The sequence below is a fragment of the Ruegeria sp. AB5 genome (genome assembly GCF_056542645.1).
In genome coordinates, this window is the sequence record NZ_JBQGAE010000005.1 from 54,071 (window position 1) to 78,616 (window position 24,546).

A 24,546-nucleotide genomic window follows, 5' to 3' on the forward strand; every position below is an offset into this window, starting at 1 on the left:
CCGTCCTGCTATCCTATTGAGTGATGCCAGACTTCCCGCGCTTTTGCAGCAAATAGATGTCCATGATCCAGCCATGATCGGCTCGGGCCTTTGCGCGTGTGTCCAGAATCTGTTGCGCAACGTCGATCAGGGGGCCATGGATCAGCAATTCTTCGTTCATTCCGACATAGGCACCCCACCATATGTCAAAATCGGACATGTTCAGGCGCTGGAACGAACACTCTCCGTCCAGCATGACGGCGATCTTCGAGGCCTTAGACGGCCAACCTTCCTCGCGCAGACGTCGGCCGGTCGTGACAGTGTATGACGCCCCGATATCGTTGATCGGGATGGCGTGGGCTGCCGTCAGCGCCTGCAAGGCCGTGATCCCCGGAATGACCCGCTTTCGTGGTTGCGGGTCCAGCCGGCTGGCAATGCGCAAAGAGCTGTCATAAAGCGACGGATCGCCCCAGATCAACAGGGCAACCTTGCGGGCGCCTGGATGGGTCGCAATGGCTTTCTGCCAGCGCAGGGCAATAGCGTCGTGCCAGTCATCGACCCCTTGCAGATATCCGTCGTCAGCGCGTCGTTCGGGAATGTCGAAATAAGCGATCCGAGGCGGGGTTTCAGCGACCATTTGAACGATCTCTTCCCGAAGACCCGCCAGATCGGCTTTGTTTTCGCCCTTTCGCGGGATCAGGATCAAATCGGCCTGGCGGATCGCCTGTATACCTTGCAGCGTCACATGATCGGGGTTGCCGGTGCCGATGCCGATCAGGGTCAGATCATACATCCTCAAACTCCGCCAATGGGCCATAGAGGATCAGGGCCGGCGCTGTGCCGATCTCGGATTGCAGCTTGTTCGCAAGAGCGCCAATTGTCGAACGGTGCAGTTTTTGATCCGGCGTCGACACGGATTCGGCCATCAGCGCGGGCGTATCCAGTGGCAGGCCGTGGGCATGCAAAGCTTCGACCAGCAAAGGAAAGGTCCGTTTTCCCATGAACACGACTGTTGTTGCCAATCCATCCGCCAACGCAGGCAGGTTGAGATCGTTGGGTAGCTTGCCGCTGACATCGTGACCGGTAACGAACTGTACCCGGCGCGCGGTCAGGCGGCGCGTCAACGGCAGCCCGGCAGCCGCCGCCGCCGCGATGGCCGACGGGATACCCGGGATGATCTCATATTCGATCCCGGCCGCGCGCAGAGCGACCAATTCCTCTTCGAGCCGCCCAAACAATCCGCCGTCGCCGGATTTCAATCGAACAACCCGCTGCCCGGTTTGCGCATATTCGACCAGCAAACGGCTGACATGATCCTGCCTTGGCGACGGTCGCCCGGCGCGCTTGCCGACACCGACCAGATCGGCGTCATCGCGGGCATGGGTCAGGATCGGCCCGCTGCTCAGGTCATCAAACAGGACTGCATCGGCCTTTTTCAGCCGGTCCACGGCCTTGAGCGTCAAAAGCTCCGGGTCGCCGGGACCAGATCCGATGAATGAAACAAACCCGCTCATCCCGACGCCTCGGCGATCAGGTGAAAGAATGTGCCGGTGACAGTGCCGCGCGCTGATCCGGTTTGGGGGCCTTCGGTGCCTTCAGCGTCAAACACCCGGGCCAACGGGGCGTCGGGTTGTTCGACAATCGACGAATAGTGGAACTCGTGCCCGCGCAAGGCCGTCCCGGCGGCAAGCCCCGGCATCGCAGCCAAGAGTTCCGCGCGACGATAGCCCAGGTTGAATTTGCGCTTCTCATAGGATGTGACCAGTCCAAGCAATCCGGCCATCCGGTGCCGCGCGCCATCCTTGTCGATCAACCCTTCACCCAAGGCCATGTAGCCCCCGCATTCCCCATGGACCGGTTTGGTTTGGGCATGGCGACGCAATCCGGTCAGAAACGTGTTTGATGCGGCCAAAGTGGCCGCGTGCAATTCTGGATATCCACCGGGCAGCCAGACCAGGTCAGCGTCTGTTGCGGGTGCTTCGTCCGCCAGGGGCGAAAAGGGCAGAACCTCAGCCCCCGCCTCACGCCAGCCTTTCAGCAAGTGCGGATAGGTAAAGGAAAAAGCAGCGTCCTGGGCCAATGCGATGCGCTGGGCAGGGGGCCGCGGCAGCGCGGCTGACGATGGCCCCGAGGGGCCTGAGGAAGCCGCCCGTCTGATCGCATCCAGATCCACATGTTCACGCAGGAACGCCGCATATCCGGCGATGGCGCTTTCCAGATCGGGATGCTCGATCGCTTGAATCAAACCCAGATGCCGCTCGGGCAGGGTCAGGTCTCCGCGTCGTGGTAGCACGCCCAGCACGGGTAGCCCGGCACGCTCCATCCCCAATCGGGTCAGACGCTCATGGCGCGCACTGGCACAGCGGTTCAGGATCACACCGGCAAAGGGCAGGTCCGGATTATACATCTTGAAACCCAGTGCCGTCGCCGCCGCTGATTGTGCCTGACCGCCCACATCCAGAACCAGCACCACAGGCCAGCCCATCCGCAAGGCCGTTTCGGCACTGGAGCCATGGCCCAACTCGCCTGGTTTTGCCACGCCGTCGAACAGCCCCATCGAACCTTCTGCCACCACGATGTCGGCACCCTCAGCCTGCGCCGAAACAGCATTCAGCAACGGATCACCCATCGCCCAACTGTCCAGGTTGAACGAGGCCCGTCCGGCCGCCGCCCGGTGAAACGCAGGGTCGATATAGTCGGGGCCGCTTTTGAAGGGCTGAACGGTCAGACCGTCCTCGGCCAATGCGCGCAACAGGCCCAGCATGACCGTGGTCTTGCCGGTACCCGATGACGGGGCCGAGATCAAAATGCCAGGGGGGGGGTTAGTCATCGCCGTGGCTCCAGCTTGACCAGGGGCTGTCTGCGCTTTGGGGGCGATATCGGCGGTCGTAGGTTTTGGAATAGAGGCAGCTTTCGTCAAAGCCGTCGCCCGCCAAAGCCGGGCCAACAAGAATCAAAGCGGTCCGAGAGATGCTCTCGTCCAAAGCATCCTTCAGAGAGTTCAAGGTCGCACGGACAATCCGTTCGTCCGGCCAGCTGGCCCGATAGACAACAGCCACCGGGCACTCCGCTCCGTAGGCGGGTGTGAGGTCTGCGATGACCTTGTCCAGATTGCCGATGGACAGGTGAATCGCCAGTGTTGCGCCGGTGCGCGCAAAGTTCTCCAAAGTCTCCCCTTCCGGCATCGAAGACGCACGACCGGGGGTTCGAGTCAGAACCACAGATTGCGCCAGTCCCGGCAAGGTCAATTCGGTGCCCAGTGCCGCTGCTGCTGCCGCAAATGAGGGTACACCGGGGGTCACGCTCACCGGTATGCCCATCTGTTTCAGACGGCGGATCTGCTCGCCCATCGCGGACCAGACCGACAGATCGCCGGAATGCAGCCGCGCTACATCCTGACCCGCCTCATGCGCAGCTTCGATCTCGGCCATGATCTGGTCCAGATCCATCGGCGCGGTGTTCACGATCTTTGCGTCTTTGGGGCAATGGCTCAGGATCTCTTCCGGCACCAATGAGCCCGCATACAGGCACACCGGGCAGGCGGCGATGATATCGCGCCCGCGCAAGGTCAGCAGGTCGGCAGCGCCCGGTCCGGCACCGATGAAATGAACGGTCATGTCTGTCCTCCGATGGCAATGGCGCAGGTGGCCAGCCGGTCGTCTGAGATATGTCTGGGTGAAAGCAACCGCGCGCCGGGACCGGCGGCGGCCAATGCCGAGGCCTCGGCCACGCTGCCCGTGCCATAGTTGGCACGACTGCGCGCCGAGCAGGTCAGAGTGCGTTGTCCGATGAGGTCGCCGGCGGCAACAAAGTATAACGGCAGGTCGGTGGTTGCAAGAAAAGCGGTCAATGCAACGTGACCGTCTTTGTCTGCGACAGTGGCCAGCGCATCCACGGAATGCGCCGAGGATGCCATGGCGTAGGCCGCATTCAAACTGTCCAGGGTGGCCTTGCTGGAAAATCCGAAACCGGCGACAATCATAGGCTCACGCTCCACTGCACGACCGGGTAGGCGGACTTCCAGCCGCGCCGCGGACCCAGCGGACCCGACTGCGCCAATTCGATCCGTAGTAGATCACCGCCCAGCTTTTCTTGCCACTGCGCCAGCAGTGCCTCGCTTTCCAGCGTTACGGCATTTGCGACCAGCCGCGTCCCCGACGGCAGATGATCGCGCAGCCAGACCAGCAAAGCCTCGGACAAACCGCCACCAATAAAAACCACATCCGGAGCAGCCAGGCCAGGCAAGGCATCCGGCGCGGTTCCGTGCACAACCTCCAAACGATCCTGGCCTAGTTTGTCCGCATTGCGCCGGATACGGTCTGCGCGGTCCGTCAAGGGTTCAATCGAAGTGGCGGTCAACGTCGGGTCGCACATCAGCCATTCGATGCTGATCGAGCCAGTGCCTGCGCCAATATCCCACAGATGTTCTCCACGTCGAGGCGCAAGAGCTGACAGGGTCAGCGCGCGAATCGGACGCTTGGTGATCTGACCATCGGTTTCAAAGATGTCGTCTGGTTTGCCGGACGCCTTCGGGAAGGCCGTGCCTTGGCCGGTCACCTCAAGTCCAACGCAAACCGGATGATCGAACGTGCCCAGCAACGCCTCAGTCAAAGTCACGGTCTGGGTGTTCTCTCGCGGTCCACCCAACGCTTGCATCACGTGCAAGGCGCTGTCGGCAAAGCCCGTCTCGGTCAGATATGTCGCCAGTTCAGCCACCGCTTTGCCATCGCGCAGCAGCAAAATGGCGCGCAACCCCGCCGCCAGATGTGGGCGCAACCGGGTCAGGGGGGCCGCGTGTAACCCGAAAGTCAACGTGCTTTCCAACGGCCAACCCAACCGGGCAGCTGCCAGCGAAAAGGTGGATTGTCCGGGCAGAGCGGTCCATTCACCGACATCAAGTGTCCGGGCAATCACCGATCCCGCGCCAAACCAGAACGGGTCGCCCGAGGCCAGCACCACCGTTGGTCGGCCGCGAAGCCCTGTCAAAAGCGGGATACCATCGGCAAACGGCACCGGCCATTCGATCCGCTGGGCCTGAGTTTCAGGGATCAAAGACAGATGGCGAGGTGGCCCCATGATCACCTCGGCCCGTTCCAGCACTTGACGACTTGCGGGCGGCAGGCCATCCAGTCCATCCTCACCCAGACCCAGAATGGTCAGCCACGGAGCCTCACTCATGCCCAACCTCCTGCTTCTTGGCGGCACGACCGAAGCCAATGCGCTGGCCCGCAGCCTTGCCGACAGGGGTGTTCCCGCAATCTACTCGTATGCCGGGCGCGTGGACACGCCTCGCCGACAACCTCTGCCAGTGCGCGTAGGGGGATTCGGAGGGGTCGATGGGTTGCGCCAATACATACGGGACAACGCAATTACCCACGTGGTCGACGCAACGCACCCCTTTGCCGCGCAGATGAGCCGGAATGCGATTTCCGCCTGCAAAAGCGCGCATGTTCCCCTTGTTGCGCTGACTCGCCCAGCCTGGAAACCGCAGAAGGGGGATTGCTGGCAACAGGTTCCAGATATCCAAGCGGCAGTCGCCGCGCTGGCCGGTCGGGCTCAACGCGTCTTTCTGGCCGTGGGTCGGATGCATGTGCCGGAATTTGCGGCCCACCCTCAGCACCACTATTTGCTGCGATTGGTCGACGAACCGGGCGCTCTGCCTTTGCCGAACGCCGAAGTTGTCGTCTCGCGCGGCCCGTTCACCTATGAGGATGACCTTGCTCTGATAAAGCGCCATGGCACCGACCTTGTGGTGTCCAAAAACGCGGGCGGCTCTGGCGCACGGGCCAAGCTGGATGCTGCGCGGGCGCTCGGCGTACCTGTGCTGATGATCGACCGTCCCAACCTGCCGCCCCGGCAGGAACTGTCGTCGGTGGATCAGGTTCTGGACTGGTTGCCTCATTCGTGACCCTCGGCCAGTGTGAACCTTGGTGTGTAGACGATAGGCGGGCCGTCCCTCTTGATGACGCGGGTCAGGGACGAGCCGACAATCACAACGGTTTGCATGTCGGCCATATCCGGCGTCGCATCAGCCAGCGTCGAAATCCGGATCGTCTCATCCGCCCGGCTCACGGCCCGCGCGAACAGGATCAGGCGTTCGGGTTCACACTCTTCACGCAGGATTTCCAGCGTCTTTACAAAGCCTTCCGGGCGCGATTTCGAGCGCGGATTGTAGAACGCCATGGCAAAATCGCCCTGCGCGGCCAGACGCAAACGCTTTTCGATCAAAGGCCACGGTTTGAGGTTGTCGCTGAGGTTTATGGCGCAGAAATCATGCCCCAAAGGGGCCCCCGCCCGCGCTGACGCAGCGAGCATCGCGGTGATGCCCGGAAGCACGTCCACTGCAGTATCGCGCCACTCAACGGGGCCGTGTTCCATGGCCTCGAACACCGCTGCTGCCATCGCAAACACACCCGGGTCCCCGGAAGAGACGACAACAACACGCTTGCCTTCCGATGCCATCTGCAGCGCGTGCCGAGACCGGTCGATCTCAACCCGGTTGTCACTGGCGTGAAGGGTCAGCCCCTCACGTTGCGCGACGCGCGCCACATACGGGATATAGCCAACGACGTCCGTTGCATCTGCTATGGCCGCCGTCGCTTCCGGCGTCACCAGCGCGTCGTCACCTGGCCCAAGGCCCGCAATCTTGACCCAACCGTTCATGGTCGCCGTCCTTGCCCGTGGACGATGATGATCGAAAAATACGGAGTAATCTTTTCGCAGGCCTCGGACAATTTCGTTACGGTCTGGTTGGGCATCTGGGCGAATTCAACGATCCACGCGCGGTCGTACAACCCGGCAGTTTTCAGCGCGCGTTTCACCTTGTCGATATTGCGCCCGATTTTCATAACCACCAAGGCGTCGGTTTGCGTCATGCGCTGCGCCAGATCGTCCTCAGGCAGAGTGCCGACCAATACGGTCAGCACATCATCGCCCCATGTTATGGGATCTCCGGTTGCCGTCCATGCCCCGGACATTCCCGTAATGGCAGGCACGACTTCTACATCAGATTCATCTCGCAACCGGCTGTAAAGATGCATGAATGACCCATAGAAAAATGGATCACCCTCGCACAGCACCACTACGTCCTCACCCTGATCAGACAGTGATTTCAGATGCTCTGCGCAGTCTTTGTAGAAGGCCGAGAGCAGTTCGTTATAGCGCGGATCGCTCAGCGGGATTTCTGTAGTGACGGGATATTCCATCGGGAATTCCACCGCACCTTCGGGGATCATGCCGTTGACGATCTTGCGCGCTTGACCGCTGCGCCCCGGCTTGCGAAAAAACGCCACATGGCGCGCGGTGCGCAGCAAGCGGTCGGCTCTGACGCTCATCAGGTCCGGGTCGCCGGGGCCGAGGCCCACGCCATATATCTTGCCCGCACTCATTCGGCGCGGCTCGCGATGGCGTTAATAGCTGCAACCGTGATGGCGCTGCCGCCGAGACGGCCTTTGACGATGCAGGACGGCACCGGCTGCGCCTCCCAAAGCGCGTCTTTGGATTCGACCGCCCCGACAAAGCCCACCGGGCAGCCAATGATGGCGGCGGGGCGCGGGCAGTCGGGGTCTTCCAGCATGTTCAGCAGGTGGAACAGGGCGGTCGGCGCGTTGCCGATGGCCACCACGGCGCCTTGCAGGTGCGGGCGCCATAGTTCAAGCGCGGCGGCGGACCGGGTGTTGCTCATCTCGGCAGCCAACGGACGCACACGTTCGTCATGCAGGGTGCAGATCACCTCGTTATCGGCGGGCAGGCGGAACCGGGTGACGCCCTCGCTGACCATGCGCGCATCGCACAGGATCGGCGCGCCATTCTCAAGCGCGGTGCGTGCCAAGGTCACAAAACCGGGCGAGAAATGCACGAACTCTTCCAGCCCGACCATACCAGCGGCATGGATCATCCGAACGGCGACTTGTTCCTCATCAGCGTTGAACCGGGCCAGATCGGCCTCGGACCGGATGGTGGCAAAGCTTTGTTTGTAGATCGCCGCGCCGTCGGTTTCGTATTCATAAGGCATCAGGTGAAGTCCATGGTCACAAGTGTTTCGGGGCTCAGCCCGCGCTGGATTGGCTCATCCCCCGCGCGGCCCTGTTTGACAAGATCAAATCGACCGTCCCGGCCGACCAGAGTGACATCGGCAGGACCCATCCGGGCGCAGCCCTTGGCACAGCCCGAGACATGCAGGTGGCCGGGAACGCGCCCTGCCAGCGCACGGGCGATTTCGCGGGTTTCCACCTGTGCCTGCGGGCAGAGCGGGGCCCCGGGGCAGGCGTCGGTGGTCATCAGCGGGTCGGTGCCATCGGTGACGAACGCCGGAGCGGGTATCGCCGCCCCGCCTTCCATCAGGAACTGCCGCCATGGGGTGACCCGCAGGGCAGAGGCACCGCAGGTCTCAATCAACTCCGCAAGCGCGCGCGATGGCAACTGACCGAATGCGGCACCGTACAGCGCGCCCAGGTCGCAGGCTCCGAGGTCCAGTGCGGCACCAACAGGAGCGGGGGCACGACCTTGCCAATCCACCAGCAGGTCTTGCGTTGCAATGACCCGCGCCATGCGGCGGGTCTCGGGTGTTTGACGGTCGGCAAACCACCCTGCCAACGCGATCAGGTGATCGATGGCGTCTGCTTCGGTCACAGACCGCCCGGTTTCGGCCCCGTCGGCGCGCAGGATCAGCCCGTCGCGGCCGGTTTCCAGACGGATATCCGCCGAATCCGCGGCCAGCAGGCGCTGAGGCCCGGTATCGATGGCAAAGCCGAACTTGGCGGGCAGGGTGGGCAGATCGGCCAAACGGTCGATCAGTTCCTGCGTCAGTCGCGCTGTCAGATCGCCGGATTTATAAAGCGGCGTGACCAGAATATTGCGCCGCACCTCTAGGCCCGGTTCTGCGTCCAGCAGGTTCAGCGCCGCAAGCTCGGCCAGCAACGCCTGATGATCGGCCTCTGCCACGCCGCGCAGTTGCAGATTGGCGCGGTTGGTCAGGTCGATGGTGCCATTGCCGAACCGCTGGGCCAACGCGCACAGACCCAGCACCTGCGCAGCCTCCAGCCGGGCCAGACGCGGGCGGACCCGCACAACCAGCCCGTCCCCTGACATCATCGGGCGATGGGCACCGGGGCACCAGCCCTGAACAACCGGCGCGCTCATCGCAACCCCTCCAGATCTGCGCGGATCGAGTTGCGGCGCGTATTCCACAGCCCGGCCTCAAGCAGCGCGCGGAACCGGTCCTGCATGGCCTGATGGGCCTGTGGGTTCTTCTCTTGCAGAAAGGCATCGACCTCGGCGTTGCCCAGCGTAGCATCATGGTAAAGGTCGAACAGATGCGGCGCGACCGTGCCCGACAGATGTGCGAACGAGGCCATGTGATCCAACGTCGCCGCGATTTCGGCGGCGCCGCGAAACCCATGCCGCTGCATGCCCGCGATCCAATTGGGATTGGCGGCGCGAGCATGCACCACGCGGCTGATTTCCTCGGGCAGGGTGCGGGCGCGCGGGGTGTCGGGGTTGGTATTGTCCAGATGGTACAGCTGCGCGGTGCCGCCGGTGATTTTCTTGGCGGCGGCGAACCCGGCTTCATGCGTGGCATAGTCATTGGCCAGCAGCAGATCGGTTTCGGTCAGGTCCTGCAGGTGTACGAAACTGTCGGCATGGGCGACGCGTTCGGTAATGCCATCGACATCCCGCGCGATATGCTCGCCTTCCAATGCAAAGGAACTGGCATCCAGCCAGGCTTGACCGGCCTGTTCGCGGGCCTCGTCGGTATATGTCTCGGACAGGTGTGTCATGTTCAGGCCATAGCTGCCGGGGGCCGGGCCATAGACCCGCGCCGCCGGTTCCTGACCCGCATAGGGGTTCCAGTCGGCGGCCTCGTCGCGCGCGGACAACGCCCGCACCGCCTGGCCATACAGCGCCGAAAGCGTCGGGAACACATCGCGAAACAGGCCCGAGACGCGCAAGGTCACATCCAGACGCGGGCGGCTGAGATCGGTGATCGGCAGAACCTCGATCCCCGAGACCCGTTCAGTACCCTTGTCCCAAACCGGCTTGACGCCCAGCAGGTGCAGGGCCATGGCAAATTCTTCGCCCGCCGTGCGCATCGTGGCCGAGCCCCACAGGTCAACGATCAGGCCTTTGGGGTAATCGCCTTCTTCTTGCAGATGTCGCCGCACCAGCTCTTCGGCCAGTTTCACGCCCTGCGCATAGGCGGCACGGGTCGGAACCGAGCGCGGATCGGTGGTGTAGAGGTTCCGTCCTGTCGGCAGCACGTCTGAGCGTCCGCGATAGGGGGAGCCGGAGGGGCCAGCCTCGATCCGTTTCCCGGCCAGTGCGTCCAGCAAGGCCGCGCGTTCGGCATGGGCCGAGGGCGCGGGGTCGAAATCGCCGGTCACCTGCGGCACGCGGCCATAGATATGTAGCCCGTCGCCGAACTGGCTTTCCTTGATGTCACAGACAAAGCGGTCGATACGGGTGATCGCCTCAGCCGTGCACGTGGCCTGATCCAGACCCAGATCATGTTCCAGCCCGATGGCCTGCGCCTCATCCCGGATGTCTTCCTGCAGCCGGTCGCGGCGCTTGGGGTCCAGCCCGTCGGCGTTCGAGAATTCATCCAGCAGCGATTCCAGCCGCACCATCCGGTCCGGTGTGTCGCTTGTGCGCATCGGGGGCGGGATATGGCCCAGCGTGACGGCCCCGATCCGGCGTTTGGCCTGCGCGGCCTCGCCGGGGTCATTGACGATAAAGGGGTAGATCACCGGTAGATCGCGCACCAACGCCTCTGGCCAGCAATTTGCCGATAATGCAACCGATTTGCCGGGGAGCCATTCCAGCGTGCCGTGGGCGCCGATATGGATCAGCGCATCTGCGCCAAGGCCTTTGCGAAGCCACAGATAGAAGGCGACATAGCTGTGGCGCGGGGTGCGCGACATATCGTGATAGTCGTCATCGCGCAGCTCGGGCGTGCCGCGTTCGGGCTGCAGCGCGATCAGCGCCTTGCCCCGGTTCAGGGCGGTAAAGTGGAAGGCACCATCGGCAAAAACCGGGTCATCTTCCGGATTGCCCCAAACGGATTGCAGATCGGTTTGCAGCTGCTCGGGCAGGTCCGCCAGTGCGGTCCGATAGGCCTCAAGCGGCCACGACAGTCGCGCATCCAAAAGAGTCTCGGCAATCGGCGCGCCGGGTGCGGTGTCATAGCCTTCGGTCTGCAGGTCGGTCAGCATCGCCTCGGCCGAGGCCAGCGCATCCAGACCCACCGCATGGGCCATTTGCCAATCCTTGCCGGGATAGGTGGACAGCACCAGCGCGGGTCTTTGATCGGCCCTAGGTTTGTCGGTCAGGCGTAGCCAGCCGTCCACCCGGTCAATGATCGCCTCGATCCGTTCCGGCTCGGCCCGGTGGGCGAAACGGGAATATTCCAGATGCGGGTCACGTTTGCCCGGTTCTTTGAACGAAGCAATGCCCGCTGAAATACGTCCATCCACCTCGGGCAGGACCACATGCATGGCGAGATCGGCAGGGGACAGCCCGCGTTCTGCCTCGGCCCAGGCCTTGCGGCGTGCGGTGGACAGGGCGACCTGAAACACCGGAACATTGGCGGCGTCCAGCGGGGACGTGCCCGAGGCGCCTTTGCCCGAAAAGGATGTGGCGTTGATGATGGCCGAGGGCGCCAGCGCCACGGCCTGCTCGCGCAACCAGTCAGCGGCAGCAGGGGCCTTGAGGGACGGGGCGAACAGACCGATGGCCTGGAACCCACGGGAACGCAGGCGATGGATCAGGGCCGCAACAGGTGCGGTATCAGCCGAGGTCAGATAGGCGCGATAGAAAGTGACCAAGATGCGCTTGGCATCACCGTCGAAAGCCGTGTCCGCAGGGATGATCCCCCGATCCGGGCACCACGCGCCGCATTCCGGGATCGTCTTGGCCCCCATCACGGGCCCGGCATACAGCCCCGCAGCCAGCGCCATTTGCGCCAACGCCGCTTGTGCGGCAACTTCTCCGCCTGTATCGCAGAGATGCGCCAACCGCCGCAGGGTCGAGACGGGCAGGGTGGAATAGTCATCCAGCCGCGTATCCTCGCGTCCATCGGCAGGCAGCACAGCCACGGCGATGCCCTTGGCCTGCGCCAGTGCCAGAACCTGCTGCAACCCGTAGGACCAGTAGGGCACGCCACCGATCAGACGGATCAGAATGCCTTTGGCCCCCTCCAGCGTCTGTTCGACATAGGTGTCGACCGACAGGGGGTGTTTCAGCGCCGTCAGATTGGCCAGCCGCAGGGTCGGCATCCGCCCATCCGGCCCGCCACCGCGATGCCAGCCTGCCGCGAAAGCGCCAAGGTCACTGTCGGAAAAGGACAGCACCACCAGATCCGCCGGGCTCTGGCCCAGATCGGTTGGGGTCTCCGTTTCCTCTAACCCGTGGCTTTCGCGGAAGACGACATGCATGGCTTACTCGGCGGCCTCGGTCACACCCACGAGGATTTCGCGGATTTCAGCCTCTTTGATGTCGTCATGCTCGGCGATGACCACCAGGCGCGAGCGTCGGTCTTCGCCGGACTCCCATGGGCGGTCATATTGGTGACGCACACGGGCACCAACGGCCTGTACTAGCAGGCGCATGGGTTTGCCGGCGACGGCGGCATAGCCTTTGACCCGCAGGATGTTCAGCTCATTGGCCAGCCGTTCGATATTGGCGACCAGTGCAGCCGGATCAGTCTGTTCCGGCAGCTCGACAATGATGCTTTCGAAATCATCGTGCTCGTGGTCATGGTGCCCATCGTGATGGCTGGGACGCGCGTCCATATCATCCTCGGCAGCGGCCTCAAGCCCCAGCACAACACGGACATCGACGGCGCCTTCGGCCACTTCGACCACGGGCAGCGGGCGCGGGGCCTCGGCCGCGATGATTTCCTTGGCCTTGGCGACACCCTCGGGACCCGCTAGATCGGGTTTGGTCAGCAGGATGATGTCGGCGCAGGAAATCTGATCCTCGAACACCTCGGACAGCGGCGTTTCGTGGTCAATCGAGTCATCGGCCAGGCGCTGGGCATCCACCGCTGCGACATTCGGAGCAAAGCGACCGGCGGCCACAGCCTCGGCATCAGCCAAAGCTATCACGCCGTCCACAGTGATTTTCGACCGGATATCGGGCCAGTCAAACGCTTTCAGCAGCGGCTTGGGCAGGGCCAGACCAGAGGTTTCGATCAGTATGTGATCGGGGCGCGGCTCCAGCGCCATCAGCGCCTCAATGGTCGGGATGAAATCATCGGCCACGGTGCAGCAGATGCAACCATTGGCCAGTTCCATGATGTTTTCAGCCGGGCAATCGGGGATCGCGCAGGATTTGAGGATATCGCCATCTACGCCCACATCGCCAAACTCGTTGACCACAATGGCCAGGCGTTTGCCCTGCGGGTTCTGCATCAGGTGACGTACCAGCGTGGTCTTGCCCGAGCCCAGAAAGCCGGTGATCACAGTGACGGGGAGTTTTTCGAGGTTGCTCATTTCAGGGCTCCAATCGGGGGAATGCGGGCCGCACAGTTTTTGCGGAAATGTTCAGGGCGTTCGCGCCATTTCACCAGACCATCCTCGGCGGCGAGATACTTTGTTGCGCCTTCAACGATGGTTTCGACATGGTCGGTTTCATTGAGGTGCTCATAGACAAAGGTCCAGCGCTCGGGCCCGCCACGCAGCACGATAGAACAACCCTGATCGCAGTTGGACAGGCATTCTACGGCCTTCAGCGTGACACCATCGGGCAATTCGGCCTGTTCCAGCGCCTTGTGCAACAACGCGCCGGGACGCAGCGCATCCTCTTCGACGGACAAGCCGCGACGGCAGGTGGTGCAAACCAGCAGCTCGACCGGTGTGGTCTCGGTCATGTCTCTCATCCCCCCAATCCTCTTTGTGGGGGACGGGGTTTCATGCGGGCCACGTATCGCGACATGGACCCGACACCGGAACACCCCGTCCGGTTTCATCTTCGGGCGTTGGCAGGTCTCCCGGCTTGCGGATGTCAGGGCGTTTGCCCTGTCGGATGTCCCGCCTTCCCGGCACTTGGCCAGTGGCATTGGGCACCCTCTCCGGTCACGGTCGCGGGGGCGGCTGCGTTTGACGGTTTGACCGCTGACGCATTCCCTTTTCATCTGTTCTTACAGACACCAACAGAAGGGACATGCGGCACGCGCAGGCAGCTTGTCAAGCGGGTTGCAGGGCTGACACGGGCAAGGGGATGAAAAGCGACCTGCCAGGGTCGCTGGGCGGCATGACGGTACCCTGGGCGGCATGGTTTCATGGCCGAAACACTCGCAGGGAGAAGCGATCTATGAAAGTTGGGTTCATCGGGCTGGGAAATGTGGGCGGAAAGCTCTCGGGGTCGCTGCTGCGCAATGGAATCGATCTGACGGTCCATGACCTGAATTCTGATCTGGTACGCGCGTTTGCAGACCAGGGGGCGAAACCCGCAGACAACCCGGCGCAGTTGATGCGCGATTGCGACGCCGTGATCACCTGCCTTCCCTCGCCTGCGGCCTCGGACGCGGTGATGCAAGAGATGCTGCCCGAGGTTGACCCCGGTAAGATCTGGATGGAGATGTCCACAACCGACGAGGCCGAGGTCAAGCGGTTGGGTGCTTTGGTTCTGGAGCGCGGAGGGGTAGCCGTTGATTGCCCTGTCTCGGGTGGTTGCCACCGCGCCGCGACGGGCAATATCTCGATCTTCGCGGGCTGCGACCGCGCAACATTCGAACGCATATTGCCGTTCCTGACCACAATGGGGCGCCGGGTTCTGCACACCGGAGAGCTGGGCTCGGCCTCGGTCCTGAAGGTTCTGACCAACTATCTGGCCACGGCCAACCTGATCACCTGCGCCGAGGCTCTGGTCACCGCCAAGGCGGCAGGCATGGATCTGAATACGACCTACGAAGCGATAAAGATTTCGTCCGGCACGTCTTTTGTCCATGAAACCGAAAGCCAGGTCATCCTGAACGGGTCGCGCGATATTTCCTTTACGATGGACCTTGTGAAAAAGGATATCGGATTGTTTCAGGACGTTGCAGACCGGGCCGGAGTTCCCCTGGAAATCAACCCGGTGATGATCAAAATCTTCGAAGATGGAATCGCCCGTTTTGGCGACCGCGAACTCTCCCCGAACATCATTAGGCGTCTGGAGGAGTCCACGGGCCTGGACGTCCGCGCGCCAGGTTTTCCACCGGAAATGCAGGACGATGAGCCAGAAGAGCCAGGGTATGAAGTCGTACCGCAGGGGCGTGTGTCAACTTAGGCCGTGTGTGCTACGGGCGGTTGAGAGTTTTGTTGTTATGGAGGCGAGTACCGGAATCGAACCGGTGTACACGGATTTGCAATCCGCTGCGTCACCACTCCGCCAACTCGCCTTTTCAAGTAAAATCAAATACTTGCCGTGGTGTGATGGGCGTTTTAGCAGCTTTCACAAGGGGCGTCCAGAGGATTGCTGTCGATTTTGACCTTCGGCTGAAGAATTGTGGGGCTTGTAGCCTATGCGATCTTGGTGTCAGTTGCGGGTTGCGGCATCACAGCCGTTGTCGATGGATGCAGACTGTGGCACAAGCCTGACATCCAGGGGAATGAGACGAGAGACCAAATGGCAGATTTCGCAGCCCGACGCCGCACTATGGTTGATACACAGGTTCGACCCTCTGATGTGACCAAGTTTCCGATCATCGATGCGATGCTTGTCGTTCCGCGCGAGCGGTTCGTGCCGGACGCACAGCGTGAAGCCGCCTATGTCGAGGGGCTGATCGAGCTTGGCAACAACCGGTGCATCCTTGAGCCACGTACATTGGCCAAGATGTTGGATTCACTGAACATTACGAAAGATGAGGTTGTTCTGGATATCGCTCCGGCCTTCGGCTATTCGACCGCTGTGGCCGCGCGGATGGCGCAACTGGTTGTCGGCGTGGAAGCTGACGAAGCCCTCGCTTCCGAAGCGCAGTCGGTGTTGACTGAGACCGATGTCGACAATGCAATCATTCACGTTGGGCCTATGGAACAAGGCGCGGCCGAACACGGACCTTATGACGTGATAATGGTGCAAGGTGGCGTGGAGCAGGTGCCCGACGCGCTACTGGCGCAGTTGAAGGATCAGGGACGGATCGCCTGCCTGTTCGTTGACGGGCAGTTGGGCACGGTTCGGGTCGGTCGGAAATCTGGCGATGTCGTAAGCTGGCGGGATGCATTCAATGCCAGCGCTCTGGTTCTGGATGGTTTTTCCAAAGAGAGTGCATTTTCGCTATAGTCCGCCGGTTGTTGAACCAGCTACCTTGATTAGTTGAAAACAAAGGCGCAAACTGCCGGAGAGGCAGTGTAATTTCGTTTTGAGAGGATTTGGTATGCGTGGAAAGACAGCAGAAAAGCTGGTCAAAGCGCTTGCGGTAACTGCGGGCATTGCCCTGAGTGCGCTTCCAGGGCGCATGGCGTGGGCAGACAACCTGACCGATGCGTTTATCGGGGCGTATAATACCAGCGGCTTGCTGGAACAGAACCGGGCGTTGTTGCGGGCCGCAGACGAGGATGTGGCGATCGCGATTGCTGCGCTGCGTCCGATCGTCAACTGGACCGTGCGTGTGCAGCAGGACTTCACCAGGTCAAGAACGTTTGGCGTCGTCTCGACAAACGAACCGGCAAACTTCTTTACCGGTTTGACCCTCAGTCAGTTGCTTTACGATGGCGGCGCTTCGGTATTGGTCAAGCAATCGGCGCAGGAAACGGTTTTGGCGACGCGCCAATCCCTGATCGATGTAGAACAGCAGGTTTTGTCGCGAGCAGCTATCGCCTACCTTAGCGTGCTGCTGCAGGAAGAGACGGTTCAAATTCGACAGAACAACGTTGATCTATCGAGCGAAGAGCTTCGCGCCTCGAATGACCGGTTTGATGTGGGTGAGGTCACCCGGACGGATGTGGCCCTGTCCGAGGCTCAGCTTGCCAGTTCGCGCGCAGACCTCGCTGATGCCAAGGGCGACCTGAGTACGGCGCAGGCCGAATATGTCAATGTCGTCGGGAAACTGCCGGGACGAACTGCCGGACAACCCAGCCTTCCCAATCTGCCGCGGTCTCAGTCCGAGGCAATCGGTTTGGCGCAACGCAATCATCCTGCAATTCTGTCGGCCCAGCATCAGGTTCGTGCACGCGACTTGATTGTTCAACAACAACGGGCGGGTTTGGGCCCCAATGTCAGCTTGAACGCTGATGCAGGCGTGACAGAAAGCTATGATAACGACAATTACGTGAACGACGCGACGATCTCGCTGAGCTTCAACCAGCCAATCTATGCAGGTGGACGTTTGGCCGCCAACGTGCGTCGTGCCATGGCGTCGCGGGATGCGTCGCGGGCAAATCTGTTGAACGTTCAAAAAGATATCACGCAGGGGGTGACGGATGCTTATGTCCGGTTTGAGACCGCCAGCGCGAGCCTGACAGCATCGACCGAGCGGGTGCGGGCCTCGCAAGTGGCATTTGACGGGATTCGCGAAGAGGCGACACTGGGCGCGCGGACAACGTTGGACGTTCTGACCGCTCAGCAGGATCTTCTGGATGCGCAACTGGCCGAAGTTGCCTCGCGGACAGAGCGCTCGCTGGCTGCCTATCAGTTGTTGCAGTCTCAGGGGCTTTTGACAGCCGAACGTCTTGGGTTGGCCGTTCAAATCTATGACCCGACGCTCTATTATAACTTGGTCAAAAAAGCGCCGGCACAGGTCAGTAAGCAAAGCAAAGACCTGGACCGCGTTCTCAAAGCCTTGCGGCGGGACTAACCCTCTATACTATCGGTTGTGAGGACCGGATTGTTTGGCTACACTCGGTCCTAAAGATAGAGCGGTAGAGAACAATGTCGGATAGTGTCGTAAACGCGGGGATCGAGGACGTTTTGTCTTCGGTAAAACGTCTGGTCAGCGAAGACGGTCGCAGACCGGATTCTGATGCCGCAACCGTTTCGCGCAAGCCTGGGCGTCTGGTCCTGACAGACGCCCTTCGCGTCAACACTCCTGCGAAATCCGAAAGGGCCCAAGGGCCTCTAAAGCTGGAAAACAAATACAGTGCTAAGGTTTCGGCCAAGCCGATGCTGTTGCGGGCCAGTGATATTGTGCAGCCGGGCGCCGCCAACGAAGATAAAGCGGACATGTCCAACATGACGCAGGATGCGCCGGAGCAATTGGAGAAGGCGAAACCGGATGAGCTTACGGACAGCCTGAGCGCCAAGATAGAAGCGTTGGAAGCAGCGATTGCGCGAACCGAAGATCAATGGGAGCCTGACGGGGACAGCAACGATGCGTATTCCGGCACCCCGACACAGGCGCTGTTTTGGGCCAGCGGACATGCGTTTCAGGAACTGGATCACTTCGAACAGATTGTGGAAAGCTCGGATGTGTCTCTAACGGGCGCTGGCGCGGAATTCAGTGATCCGGTAGAAGACGCTCCCCAGCCTGTTGCCACTTTTGTTCGGCATGTGGGTGTATCTGCTCCTCAACAGCCAAAGGACGCGTCACCTGCGGACGAGACCTTGTCCAAGACCGAAGAAGCCGAAGTCGGAGATGTTGGTCTAACCCCGTCCGAGGAAGAAGCCCTGCGCGACATGATCGCCGAAGTGGTGCGGGAAGAGCTTCAGGGCGCGTTGGGTGAACGTATTACCCGCAATTTGCGCAAAATGGTCCGGCGAGAGATTCATCGGGCATTGGCCGCGCGGGAACTGAAGTAAGTATTCAGCTCCGCTGCGGTGACTGTGCCAAATCCAGCAAAAGGTCCAGACTCATAGCCAGTTCCAGATGATCTGCCAAATCATCCAGTGCCCGCTCGACACCGTCTTCATAAGCGGTCTCAGAGGTTGCGCCCAACGTCGACAGATATTGCGCGCGGAAAGCATCGGACGAGAAAATGCCGTGCAGGTAGCTTCCCAATATGCGCCCGTTTTCACTGGCGGCTCCTTCCGGACGACCGTCGACCTCTAGCCATGCCCGTGCGCAGTCCGGCCCTTCTGTGCGTCCCATGTGAATCTCGTACCCGCTTACGGGTTCGCGATTGGGCAGGGCGCAGGCCTGGGTCAGAGTCACCTGCTTTTTCCCGGCCATTGTAGTGTGCACGTCCAGTAGACCCAAACCTTCAACAGTGCCCGGGCGACCATCTACCCCGTCCGGATCGGCAATTGTTTTGCCCAGCATTTGATATCCGCCACACAGGCCCAGAACGTGTCCGCCTCGGCGCACATGCGCAAAAAGGTCAATGTCCCAGCCTTGCTTCCGGAAATAGGCCAGATCGCCAATGGTCGATTTGCTACCGGGCAGCAGTACAAGATCCGCATCACCGGGCAGAGCGCGGCCTGCCGGGACGATCTCGACACTGATGCCGGGTTCTGCGGACAGCGGATCCAAGTCATCGAAATTGGCCATCCGCTCCAGCTGGGGCACAACGATCTTGCACGCTCCTCCGGTGTGCGAACGAATGTCCATCATATCCTCGGCCGGCAGTTTCCATGCGTCGTGGAACCAGGGCACGACGCCCAGGCAGGGCCATCCCGTACGCGCCGCAATGTCGTCGCGACCTTCGTCGAACAAGGATACGTCGCCCTTGAAGCGGTTCACGACGAAGCCGCGGATCATGGCCAGATCACCTGCGTCCAACACCGCCCGAGTGCCCACAATCTGGGCGATCACGCCCCCGCGGTGGATGTCGCCGACCAGAACCACGGGAACCCCGGCGGCGCAGGCAAAACCCATATTGGCGATGTCACCTGGGCGCAGGTTGGTTTCCGCCGGGCTACCGGCCCCTTCGACTAGCACCAGGTCAGCGTCGCTGCACAGACGGCCAAAGCTCTCCAGTGCAGCTCCCAGCAGTTTGGACTTGTCCTTGCGGTAATCGCCCGCCTTCATTGTGCCGGCGCGCTGGCCCTGCACGATGATCTGCGCGCCTGTATCTGTTTCCGGCTTCAGAAGGATGGGATTCATATCCGTGTGGGCGGGACGGTTCGCAGCCCGCGCCTGAAGGGCCTGCGCGCGTCCGATCTCGCCACCGTTTTCGGTGACAGCGGCGTTATTGGACATGTTTTGAGGTTTGAACGGAGCCACCCGAAGCCCGCGCCGTGTGAACGCGCGCGCAAGCCCGGCCACCAGAACCGATTTGCCGACATTGCTGCCGGTGCCTTGAATCATGATGGCGCGAACCATGGTCGTCTCCTATACCTTGAGGGGCAGATGACCTGATTTGGCACCAAAGGGAAAGCCCCTGATGAACACGCCTGCGCATCTTTTGATAGGGGCTGCAGCCTTCGCGCGACCGGCACGTGGGCGCGTTCTGTGGGCCGCAGTGACGGGTTCCCTTTTGCCGGACCTTTCACTGTATGTGATGGCAGGCACATCGCTCTACATTCTTGGAATTCCGCCGCATGTGGTGTTTGACGAGCTCTATTTTTCGCCCGTCTGGCAGACTGTGTTTGCCATCGACAATTCTTTCATCCTGTGGGGGGTGGCGCTGACGCTCGGGCTCTGGCGGGGCTGGCGGTTTCTAACGGTGGCCGCATCCGCAGCATTGCTGCATCTATCGATGGATTTCGGGCTTCATGCGGGTGACGGGCGGCCTCAATTCTGGCCTCTGTCGGATTGGGTTTTTCACAGCCCGGTCAGCTATTGGGACAGCACACATCATGCGCTTTGGGTGATGCCGGTTTCGGTTTCTCTTTGCGCGGGCTCTTACGTGGTTCTCTTGAACAGGGGGTTGTCCGCCTCTGGGAAGCTATTCTTCGCCATCCTTCTGGCAGCCGAAATCTGGGTCGCCCGCCAGTGGCTGTTGTTTTTCTGACCGCGCAAAAGAAAAACGCGCCCCGAAGGTCGGGCACGCGTTTTTTCTTTGCGAATGTGCCTTGGATCAGGCGGCTTCGGCTTGCTGAGCGGCATTGCGACGCTCGCTTTCTTCGCGCGACAATGCGACCGAGGTTCGCACGCCACGGCCAACGAAGTCCATCAATCCGCTGACTACCCGCTCATTCGGGTCGATACCCGCGCAGGACAAAACCTCGCGCCCATCGCGCGAACGCGCCCAACGGGCGATTTGTTCGGGGCCATTGCCGTATTTCTTGTCATCGGCGATGGCATCATCAAGTGCAGCCAACACAACGGCCGCGAAAAGTTTGCGTGCACGATTGCCTTGCTCGTTGTTAAAGGCAGTGCCGTCAACGAAATCTCTCATCTCGTCTTCCTTGTTGTTCTTGCTCTTGCATTTTCGGCGTGACGGCTCTTATGACCTATTAGCTGCGATTCGGATACAGCTAAAATGCATAGTTGCGTTGCGTCACTTGCATGGCTCGCTGCATGTGCAGCACTAGGTGTCGTTGTCTTGTCAGGTGTGATCCCGCCAGATATAGGGACGGGAACTGACGCATCAACCGTTTGTGAAGGATTTATGTAATGCCCAAGATAAATGGGAACGAAATTCGCCCCGGCAACGTGCTTGAGCATAACGACGGGCTGTGGGCTGCCGTAAAAGTCGATCACGTAAAGCCCGGTAAAGGTGGTGCTTTTGCCCAGGTCGAGCTGCGCAACCTGCGCAACGGCTCAAAGCTGAACGAACGGTTCCGCTCGGCGGACAAGGTCGAGCGTGTGCGGCTTGAGCAGAAGGATCAGCAATTCCTGTACGAATCCGATGGTATGTTGGTGTTCATGGATTCCGAAACCTATGAACAGATCGAATTGCCGTCGGAACTGCTGGGTGAACGTCGTCCGTTTCTGCAGGACGGCATGACCATTGTGGTCGAATTCTACGACAGCGAAGCACTGAACGCGACGCTGCCACAGAAGGTCACGTGCCAGATCGTTGAGACCGAGCCTGTGGTCAAAGGTCAGACCGCGGCAAACTCGTTCAAACCGGCGGTTCTGGACAACGGCGTCAAGGTCATGGTGCCGCCCTTCATCGGCCAGGACGAGATGATCGTCGTGAACACCGAGACCATGGAATATTCCGAACGCGCCTAGTGCATCGCTCCTACCGTTTTCCACAAGACTGCGCAGCGACAGGCAAGCGCGGTCTTTTTATGTGCGCAGCCGATATCGCGCCGGATCGGGACCAAAGAGTTCCAGCATAAGTTCATATTTGATGCGGTTGGCGCTGACCTGCCGGTAGAACGCGATCAGGAAGGCGGTCGGGCCCTGTATGCGTGTCAAACCGCTGGTGGCAGCAACAACCGTGCCAACATCCGTGCGACCCTGAAGCACCAACCAGCCACCCAGCATCAGTACGCCGACTGTGCCTGCGCCATTGATCACGCTCAGCAGGAACTTGGCAGAGAGTTTCCACAGGAACATCTGACGACGGGTTTCGTATATCTCATCGAATAGGGCGTTGATGTCCTGCTCGACGGCATCGATCTCTTCGGTGGTCAGTTGGTCGGTCGCACTGCGCAGGATACGGACACGTTCGGCCACGAAGACATTCACTTTGCGCTGCGACACCAGGACAATGATGATCTGCGGGACAATCATGGAGAAAGCGATAAGGCCCAGCCCCGGTTGGGTCGACGAGATATAGCCGATCACGCTGATCAATGTGCCAATCTGAACCACAGGGTCCGAGTACGCACCGCCAGCAAATTTTCCCAACTCTTCGGCCTCGGCCGAGATTGCGGTGGTCATTGTGCCTTTTCGGACGTTCTCACCGGTCTCAGTGATGTCTGACGACCGCCAAAGCAGCCGGTTGCGGATCAGACGGATCATGTCTTCTCCCAACGTCCCCGCGCGATAGCCCAGCACCCATTTCAACGCGAGGCTCAACAGTATCACCGCCATCATGCCCAGACCCAGCAGGATCAGCCGTTCGGTTTCTACATCGCCCGAGGTCAGGTGATTGATGATGTCGCGCTGAAACTCCAGCGGAACCGCGGCCAGCGCGGCCACGGCCAGCGACAGAGCGATGAGGATGATTTGCCGCCCGGCACTGGCGCGCCAGATCGCGGAATAAAGTCGGAACATGCGGGCATCCGTGTTGTTCGAATACCCGCACTGTGGCAGCCGAAGTGCCACGGTTCAAAGGGTCCGTGGTGTCGCCGCCAAATGCACGTGCCGAATTGGCAACAAGCGTCAGTCGACCAAGCGGATTGTCGCTCCGTCGGCTTGCATGTCATTCCCTGCACGATCCAGGCGCAGATAGGCAATTGCGTGACCACCCGATTGGGTGAACAGGGTGCCCGCAGGTTTGCCGTTCGATAGAATCGCGCTGCCGATAGGGGCGGCTCCGTCGATGGCAACCCGCCGTAATCCTTTGCGCAGTTCAGTTTTGTGCTTCATTCGCGCGGTGACTTCCTGACCCACATAGCACCCCTTTTTGAAATCAACGCCGTTTAGCGTTTCAAACCCGGATTCCAGAATGTAGCTGTCCGTTGTCAGTTCGATGCCGGTTTCAGGAATACAATGACGTACACGAATGGCATCCCAGTCGGTTCCATCGTCGCTTTCTGGGTGCGGTTTGTAGTGACGCCACCCCATATCCGCATGGCGCGGATCGGGCAGGGCACCCTCGGGGGCCGCGCCAGAGCCACGGTGAAGGCTCAAGCCCGAGTCCTCGATCGTCACGTCCGCGCGCAGCTTGTACAGACTCAATCGTTTGAACAAATCGTCGGCCAAGTTTTCAGCCACGTCCAGCAGTACCCCATCGTCCTCACGCGTCAGGAAGAAATCGGCCAGGTACTTGCCCTGAGGGGTCAACAGCGCGGCGTAAACCAGTCCTGTATCCAGCCCGCCGATGTCGTTGGTGATCAGATCCTGCAAGAAGCTCTCGGTATCCGAGCCGGTCAGGCGCAGAATGCGGCGGGTGGGCATGGCTTGGTCCTCGTCATTACCTCTGGCCTCGTGATATAGGAAGTTCCGCCGCCAAGACCAGAGGTTATCAAACGTGCCTGCCCCGATCAGCATCGTGATCCCGACACTGAACGCAGAACATGCATTGCCCGCGTGCCTTCAGGCTTTGATGGAGGGGCTTCATGCCGGTCTGGTCCGCGAGTTGATCATCAGCGATGGCGGCTCGACCGATCGGACCCTTGTGATCGCCGAAGAAGCCGGGGCCGAGGTGATTGACGGGCGCGCATCGCGTGGTGGACAGTTGCGTCGGGGCTGTGCGCGGGCCAAGGGCGATTGGCTGCTGGTTCTACATGCGGATACGGTGCTGCAGCCGGGATGGACAACCACAGTTGCGGATCACATCCCTTCCAAGGCCCCCGCAGCCTTCAGGCTGGCCTTTCGGTCCAGCGGCATCGCTCCGCGCTGGGTTGCAGGCTGGGCCAACCTGCGCAGCCGTGTGTTCAGTTTGCCTTATGGAGATCAGGGTTTGCTGCTGCCACGTGCCCTCTATATCCGTGTCGGAGAATACGCGGATCAACCACTGATGGAGGATGTCGCGCTGGCGCGTGCGCTCCCTCGCATCACGTTGTTGGACGCTCAGGCTGTCACGAGTGCGGAACGCTATGAGAGGGCGGGTTGGCTGAGGCGGGGCGGTCGGAATTTGTGGACTCTGACGCGGTATCTTCTTGGGAGCGATCCGGAACATCTGGCGCAGGTCTATCGTCGATAAGGGT

The 24,546-nt window shown here is 61.0% G+C and carries 25 protein-coding genes, 1 tRNA gene and 1 riboswitch; of the genes, 8 read left to right on the forward strand and 18 right to left on the reverse strand.

All coding sequences use genetic code 11. The features are described 5' to 3' along the window. Window positions 1–13 precede the first annotated feature (13 nt). Genes cobF through cbiE form a run of 6 tightly spaced genes read right to left on the reverse strand, consistent with a single transcriptional unit; the run spans window position 14 to window position 5,157 of the window. Window positions 14–772 carry a precorrin-6A synthase (deacetylating) gene (cobF, locus tag ACR0L4_RS10935; protein ID WP_480512889.1) on the reverse strand — a complete coding sequence of 253 codons (759 nt, stop codon included), beginning with the start codon at window positions 770–772 and terminating at the stop codon, window positions 14–16. Continuing rightward, the gene (gene cobA, locus ACR0L4_RS10940) at window positions 765–1,493 is read right to left on the reverse strand and encodes a uroporphyrinogen-III C-methyltransferase (protein WP_480512891.1); all 729 of its coding nucleotides are present in this window, start codon (window positions 1,491–1,493) and stop codon (window positions 765–767) included. Before cobA ends, cobF begins: the two co-directional genes overlap by 8 nt. Continuing rightward, the gene (locus tag ACR0L4_RS10945; protein ID WP_480512893.1) at window positions 1,490–2,809 is read right to left on the reverse strand and encodes a cobyrinic acid a,c-diamide synthase CobB; all 1,320 of its coding nucleotides are present in this window, start codon (window positions 2,807–2,809) and stop codon (window positions 1,490–1,492) included. The genes cobA and ACR0L4_RS10945 overlap by 4 nt, the downstream gene beginning before the upstream one ends. Continuing rightward, a complete protein-coding gene (gene cobM / locus ACR0L4_RS10950) occupies window positions 2,802–3,596 on the reverse strand; it encodes a precorrin-4 C(11)-methyltransferase (protein WP_480512895.1) in 795 nt (264 codons plus the stop codon). Before cobM ends, ACR0L4_RS10945 begins: the two co-directional genes overlap by 8 nt. Next, window positions 3,593–3,961, reverse strand: coding sequence for a cobalamin biosynthesis protein (locus ACR0L4_RS10955; protein WP_480512897.1), 369 nt, complete (start codon window positions 3,959–3,961; stop codon window positions 3,593–3,595). The genes cobM and ACR0L4_RS10955 overlap by 4 nt, the downstream gene beginning before the upstream one ends. Further along, window positions 3,958–5,157 carry a precorrin-6y C5,15-methyltransferase (decarboxylating) subunit CbiE gene (cbiE, locus tag ACR0L4_RS10960; RefSeq protein ID WP_480512898.1) on the reverse strand — a complete coding sequence of 400 codons (1,200 nt, stop codon included), beginning with the start codon at window positions 5,155–5,157 and terminating at the stop codon, window positions 3,958–3,960. The genes ACR0L4_RS10955 and cbiE overlap by 4 nt, the downstream gene beginning before the upstream one ends. Between cbiE and ACR0L4_RS10965 the strand changes: the two genes are divergently transcribed. Then, entirely contained in the window at window positions 5,156–5,887 is a 732-nt protein-coding gene (locus ACR0L4_RS10965) for a cobalt-precorrin-6A reductase (RefSeq protein ID WP_480512900.1), read from the forward strand. The two genes, cbiE and ACR0L4_RS10965, sit on opposite strands and share 2 nt — an antisense overlap. On the opposite strand, the gene cobJ is transcribed toward ACR0L4_RS10965, so the two are convergent. From cobJ to ACR0L4_RS11000, 7 genes are read right to left on the reverse strand one after another with little or no spacing between them, the layout of a single operon-like run. After that, a complete protein-coding gene (gene cobJ / locus ACR0L4_RS10970) occupies window positions 5,878–6,642 on the reverse strand; it encodes a precorrin-3B C(17)-methyltransferase (RefSeq protein WP_480512902.1) in 765 nt (254 codons plus the stop codon). The genes ACR0L4_RS10965 and cobJ overlap by 10 nt on opposite strands. Continuing rightward, window positions 6,639–7,367 carry a precorrin-2 C(20)-methyltransferase gene (locus ACR0L4_RS10975; RefSeq protein WP_480512904.1) on the reverse strand — a complete coding sequence of 243 codons (729 nt, stop codon included), beginning with the start codon at window positions 7,365–7,367 and terminating at the stop codon, window positions 6,639–6,641. Before ACR0L4_RS10975 ends, cobJ begins: the two co-directional genes overlap by 4 nt. Further along, entirely contained in the window at window positions 7,364–7,993 is a 630-nt protein-coding gene (locus tag ACR0L4_RS10980) for a precorrin-8X methylmutase (protein WP_480512906.1), read from the reverse strand. Before ACR0L4_RS10980 ends, ACR0L4_RS10975 begins: the two co-directional genes overlap by 4 nt. Next, window positions 7,993–9,120, reverse strand: coding sequence for a precorrin-3B synthase (gene cobG / locus ACR0L4_RS10985; RefSeq protein ID WP_480512908.1), 1,128 nt, complete (start codon window positions 9,118–9,120; stop codon window positions 7,993–7,995). Before cobG ends, ACR0L4_RS10980 begins: the two co-directional genes overlap by 1 nt. Next, on the reverse strand, window positions 9,117–12,410 hold the full coding sequence (gene cobN, locus ACR0L4_RS10990; protein ID WP_480512910.1) for a cobaltochelatase subunit CobN: 3,294 nt from the start codon (window positions 12,408–12,410) through the stop codon (window positions 9,117–9,119). The genes cobG and cobN overlap by 4 nt, the downstream gene beginning before the upstream one ends. Before the next feature lie 3 nt (window positions 12,411–12,413). Continuing rightward, complete coding sequence (gene cobW / locus ACR0L4_RS10995) at window positions 12,414–13,469, reverse strand: cobalamin biosynthesis protein CobW (protein ID WP_480512912.1); 1,056 nt, start codon at window positions 13,467–13,469, stop codon at window positions 12,414–12,416. Continuing rightward, window positions 13,466–13,846: a DUF1636 family protein gene (locus ACR0L4_RS11000; protein ID WP_170751103.1), complete on the reverse strand. Its 381-nt coding sequence runs from the start codon at window positions 13,844–13,846 to the stop codon at window positions 13,466–13,468. Before ACR0L4_RS11000 ends, cobW begins: the two co-directional genes overlap by 4 nt. Before the next feature lie 93 nt (window positions 13,847–13,939). After that, window positions 13,940–14,145: riboswitch (cobalamin riboswitch) on the reverse strand. A gap of 84 nt (window positions 14,146–14,229) precedes the next feature. On the opposite strand from ACR0L4_RS11000, the gene ACR0L4_RS11005 reads away from it, so the two are divergent. Next, the gene (locus ACR0L4_RS11005; RefSeq protein ID WP_480513222.1) at window positions 14,230–15,246 is read left to right on the forward strand and encodes an NAD(P)-dependent oxidoreductase; all 1,017 of its coding nucleotides are present in this window, start codon (window positions 14,230–14,232) and stop codon (window positions 15,244–15,246) included. A gap of 38 nt (window positions 15,247–15,284) precedes the next feature. On the opposite strand, the gene ACR0L4_RS11010 is transcribed toward ACR0L4_RS11005, so the two are convergent. Beyond that, window positions 15,285–15,358 (reverse strand) — tRNA-Cys (locus ACR0L4_RS11010). A gap of 227 nt (window positions 15,359–15,585) precedes the next feature. Here ACR0L4_RS11010 and ACR0L4_RS11015 point away from each other — a divergent pair. From ACR0L4_RS11015 to ACR0L4_RS11025, 3 genes are all read left to right on the forward strand, one after another. Beyond that, the gene (locus ACR0L4_RS11015) at window positions 15,586–16,239 is read left to right on the forward strand and encodes a protein-L-isoaspartate O-methyltransferase (RefSeq protein WP_170751099.1); all 654 of its coding nucleotides are present in this window, start codon (window positions 15,586–15,588) and stop codon (window positions 16,237–16,239) included. 94 nt (window positions 16,240–16,333) lie between these two features. Further along, window positions 16,334–17,752 (forward strand): TolC family outer membrane protein, encoded by a 1,419-nt coding sequence (locus ACR0L4_RS11020; RefSeq protein WP_480512914.1) that lies wholly within the window; start codon window positions 16,334–16,336, stop codon window positions 17,750–17,752. 74 nt (window positions 17,753–17,826) lie between these two features. After that, window positions 17,827–18,693: a hypothetical protein gene (locus ACR0L4_RS11025; RefSeq protein WP_170751095.1), complete on the forward strand. Its 867-nt coding sequence runs from the start codon at window positions 17,827–17,829 to the stop codon at window positions 18,691–18,693. 4 nt (window positions 18,694–18,697) lie between these two features. Here ACR0L4_RS11025 and ACR0L4_RS11030 read toward each other — a convergent pair whose 3' ends face one another. Beyond that, window positions 18,698–20,155: a cobyric acid synthase gene (locus ACR0L4_RS11030; protein WP_480512916.1), complete on the reverse strand. Its 1,458-nt coding sequence runs from the start codon at window positions 20,153–20,155 to the stop codon at window positions 18,698–18,700. A gap of 61 nt (window positions 20,156–20,216) precedes the next feature. Between ACR0L4_RS11030 and ACR0L4_RS11035 the strand changes: the two genes are divergently transcribed. Beyond that, entirely contained in the window at window positions 20,217–20,786 is a 570-nt protein-coding gene (locus tag ACR0L4_RS11035; RefSeq protein WP_480512918.1) for a cobalamin biosynthesis protein CobQ, read from the forward strand. Between the two features lie 66 nt (window positions 20,787–20,852). Here the strand turns inward: ACR0L4_RS11035 and ACR0L4_RS11040 are convergent, their stop codons facing one another. Beyond that, a complete protein-coding gene (locus ACR0L4_RS11040) occupies window positions 20,853–21,173 on the reverse strand; it encodes a DUF6280 family protein (RefSeq protein ID WP_108785849.1) in 321 nt (106 codons plus the stop codon). A gap of 218 nt (window positions 21,174–21,391) precedes the next feature. Here ACR0L4_RS11040 and efp point away from each other — a divergent pair, with 218 nt between their 5' ends. Continuing rightward, window positions 21,392–21,955 carry an elongation factor P gene (gene efp / locus ACR0L4_RS11045; RefSeq protein WP_170751089.1) on the forward strand — a complete coding sequence of 188 codons (564 nt, stop codon included), beginning with the start codon at window positions 21,392–21,394 and terminating at the stop codon, window positions 21,953–21,955. Between the two features lie 57 nt (window positions 21,956–22,012). Here the strand turns inward: efp and ACR0L4_RS11050 are convergent, their stop codons facing one another. Continuing rightward, window positions 22,013–22,948 carry an ABC transporter transmembrane domain-containing protein gene (locus tag ACR0L4_RS11050; protein ID WP_480512921.1) on the reverse strand — a complete coding sequence of 312 codons (936 nt, stop codon included), beginning with the start codon at window positions 22,946–22,948 and terminating at the stop codon, window positions 22,013–22,015. Window positions 22,949–23,056: 108 nt separating this feature from the next. Further along, on the reverse strand, window positions 23,057–23,794 hold the full coding sequence (gene ygfZ, locus ACR0L4_RS11055) for a CAF17-like 4Fe-4S cluster assembly/insertion protein YgfZ (RefSeq protein WP_170751087.1): 738 nt from the start codon (window positions 23,792–23,794) through the stop codon (window positions 23,057–23,059). Between the two features lie 73 nt (window positions 23,795–23,867). Here ygfZ and ACR0L4_RS11060 point away from each other — a divergent pair, with 73 nt between their 5' ends. Next, window positions 23,868–24,542: a TIGR04283 family arsenosugar biosynthesis glycosyltransferase gene (locus ACR0L4_RS11060; protein ID WP_480512924.1), complete on the forward strand. Its 675-nt coding sequence runs from the start codon at window positions 23,868–23,870 to the stop codon at window positions 24,540–24,542. Window positions 24,543–24,546 lie beyond the last annotated feature (4 nt).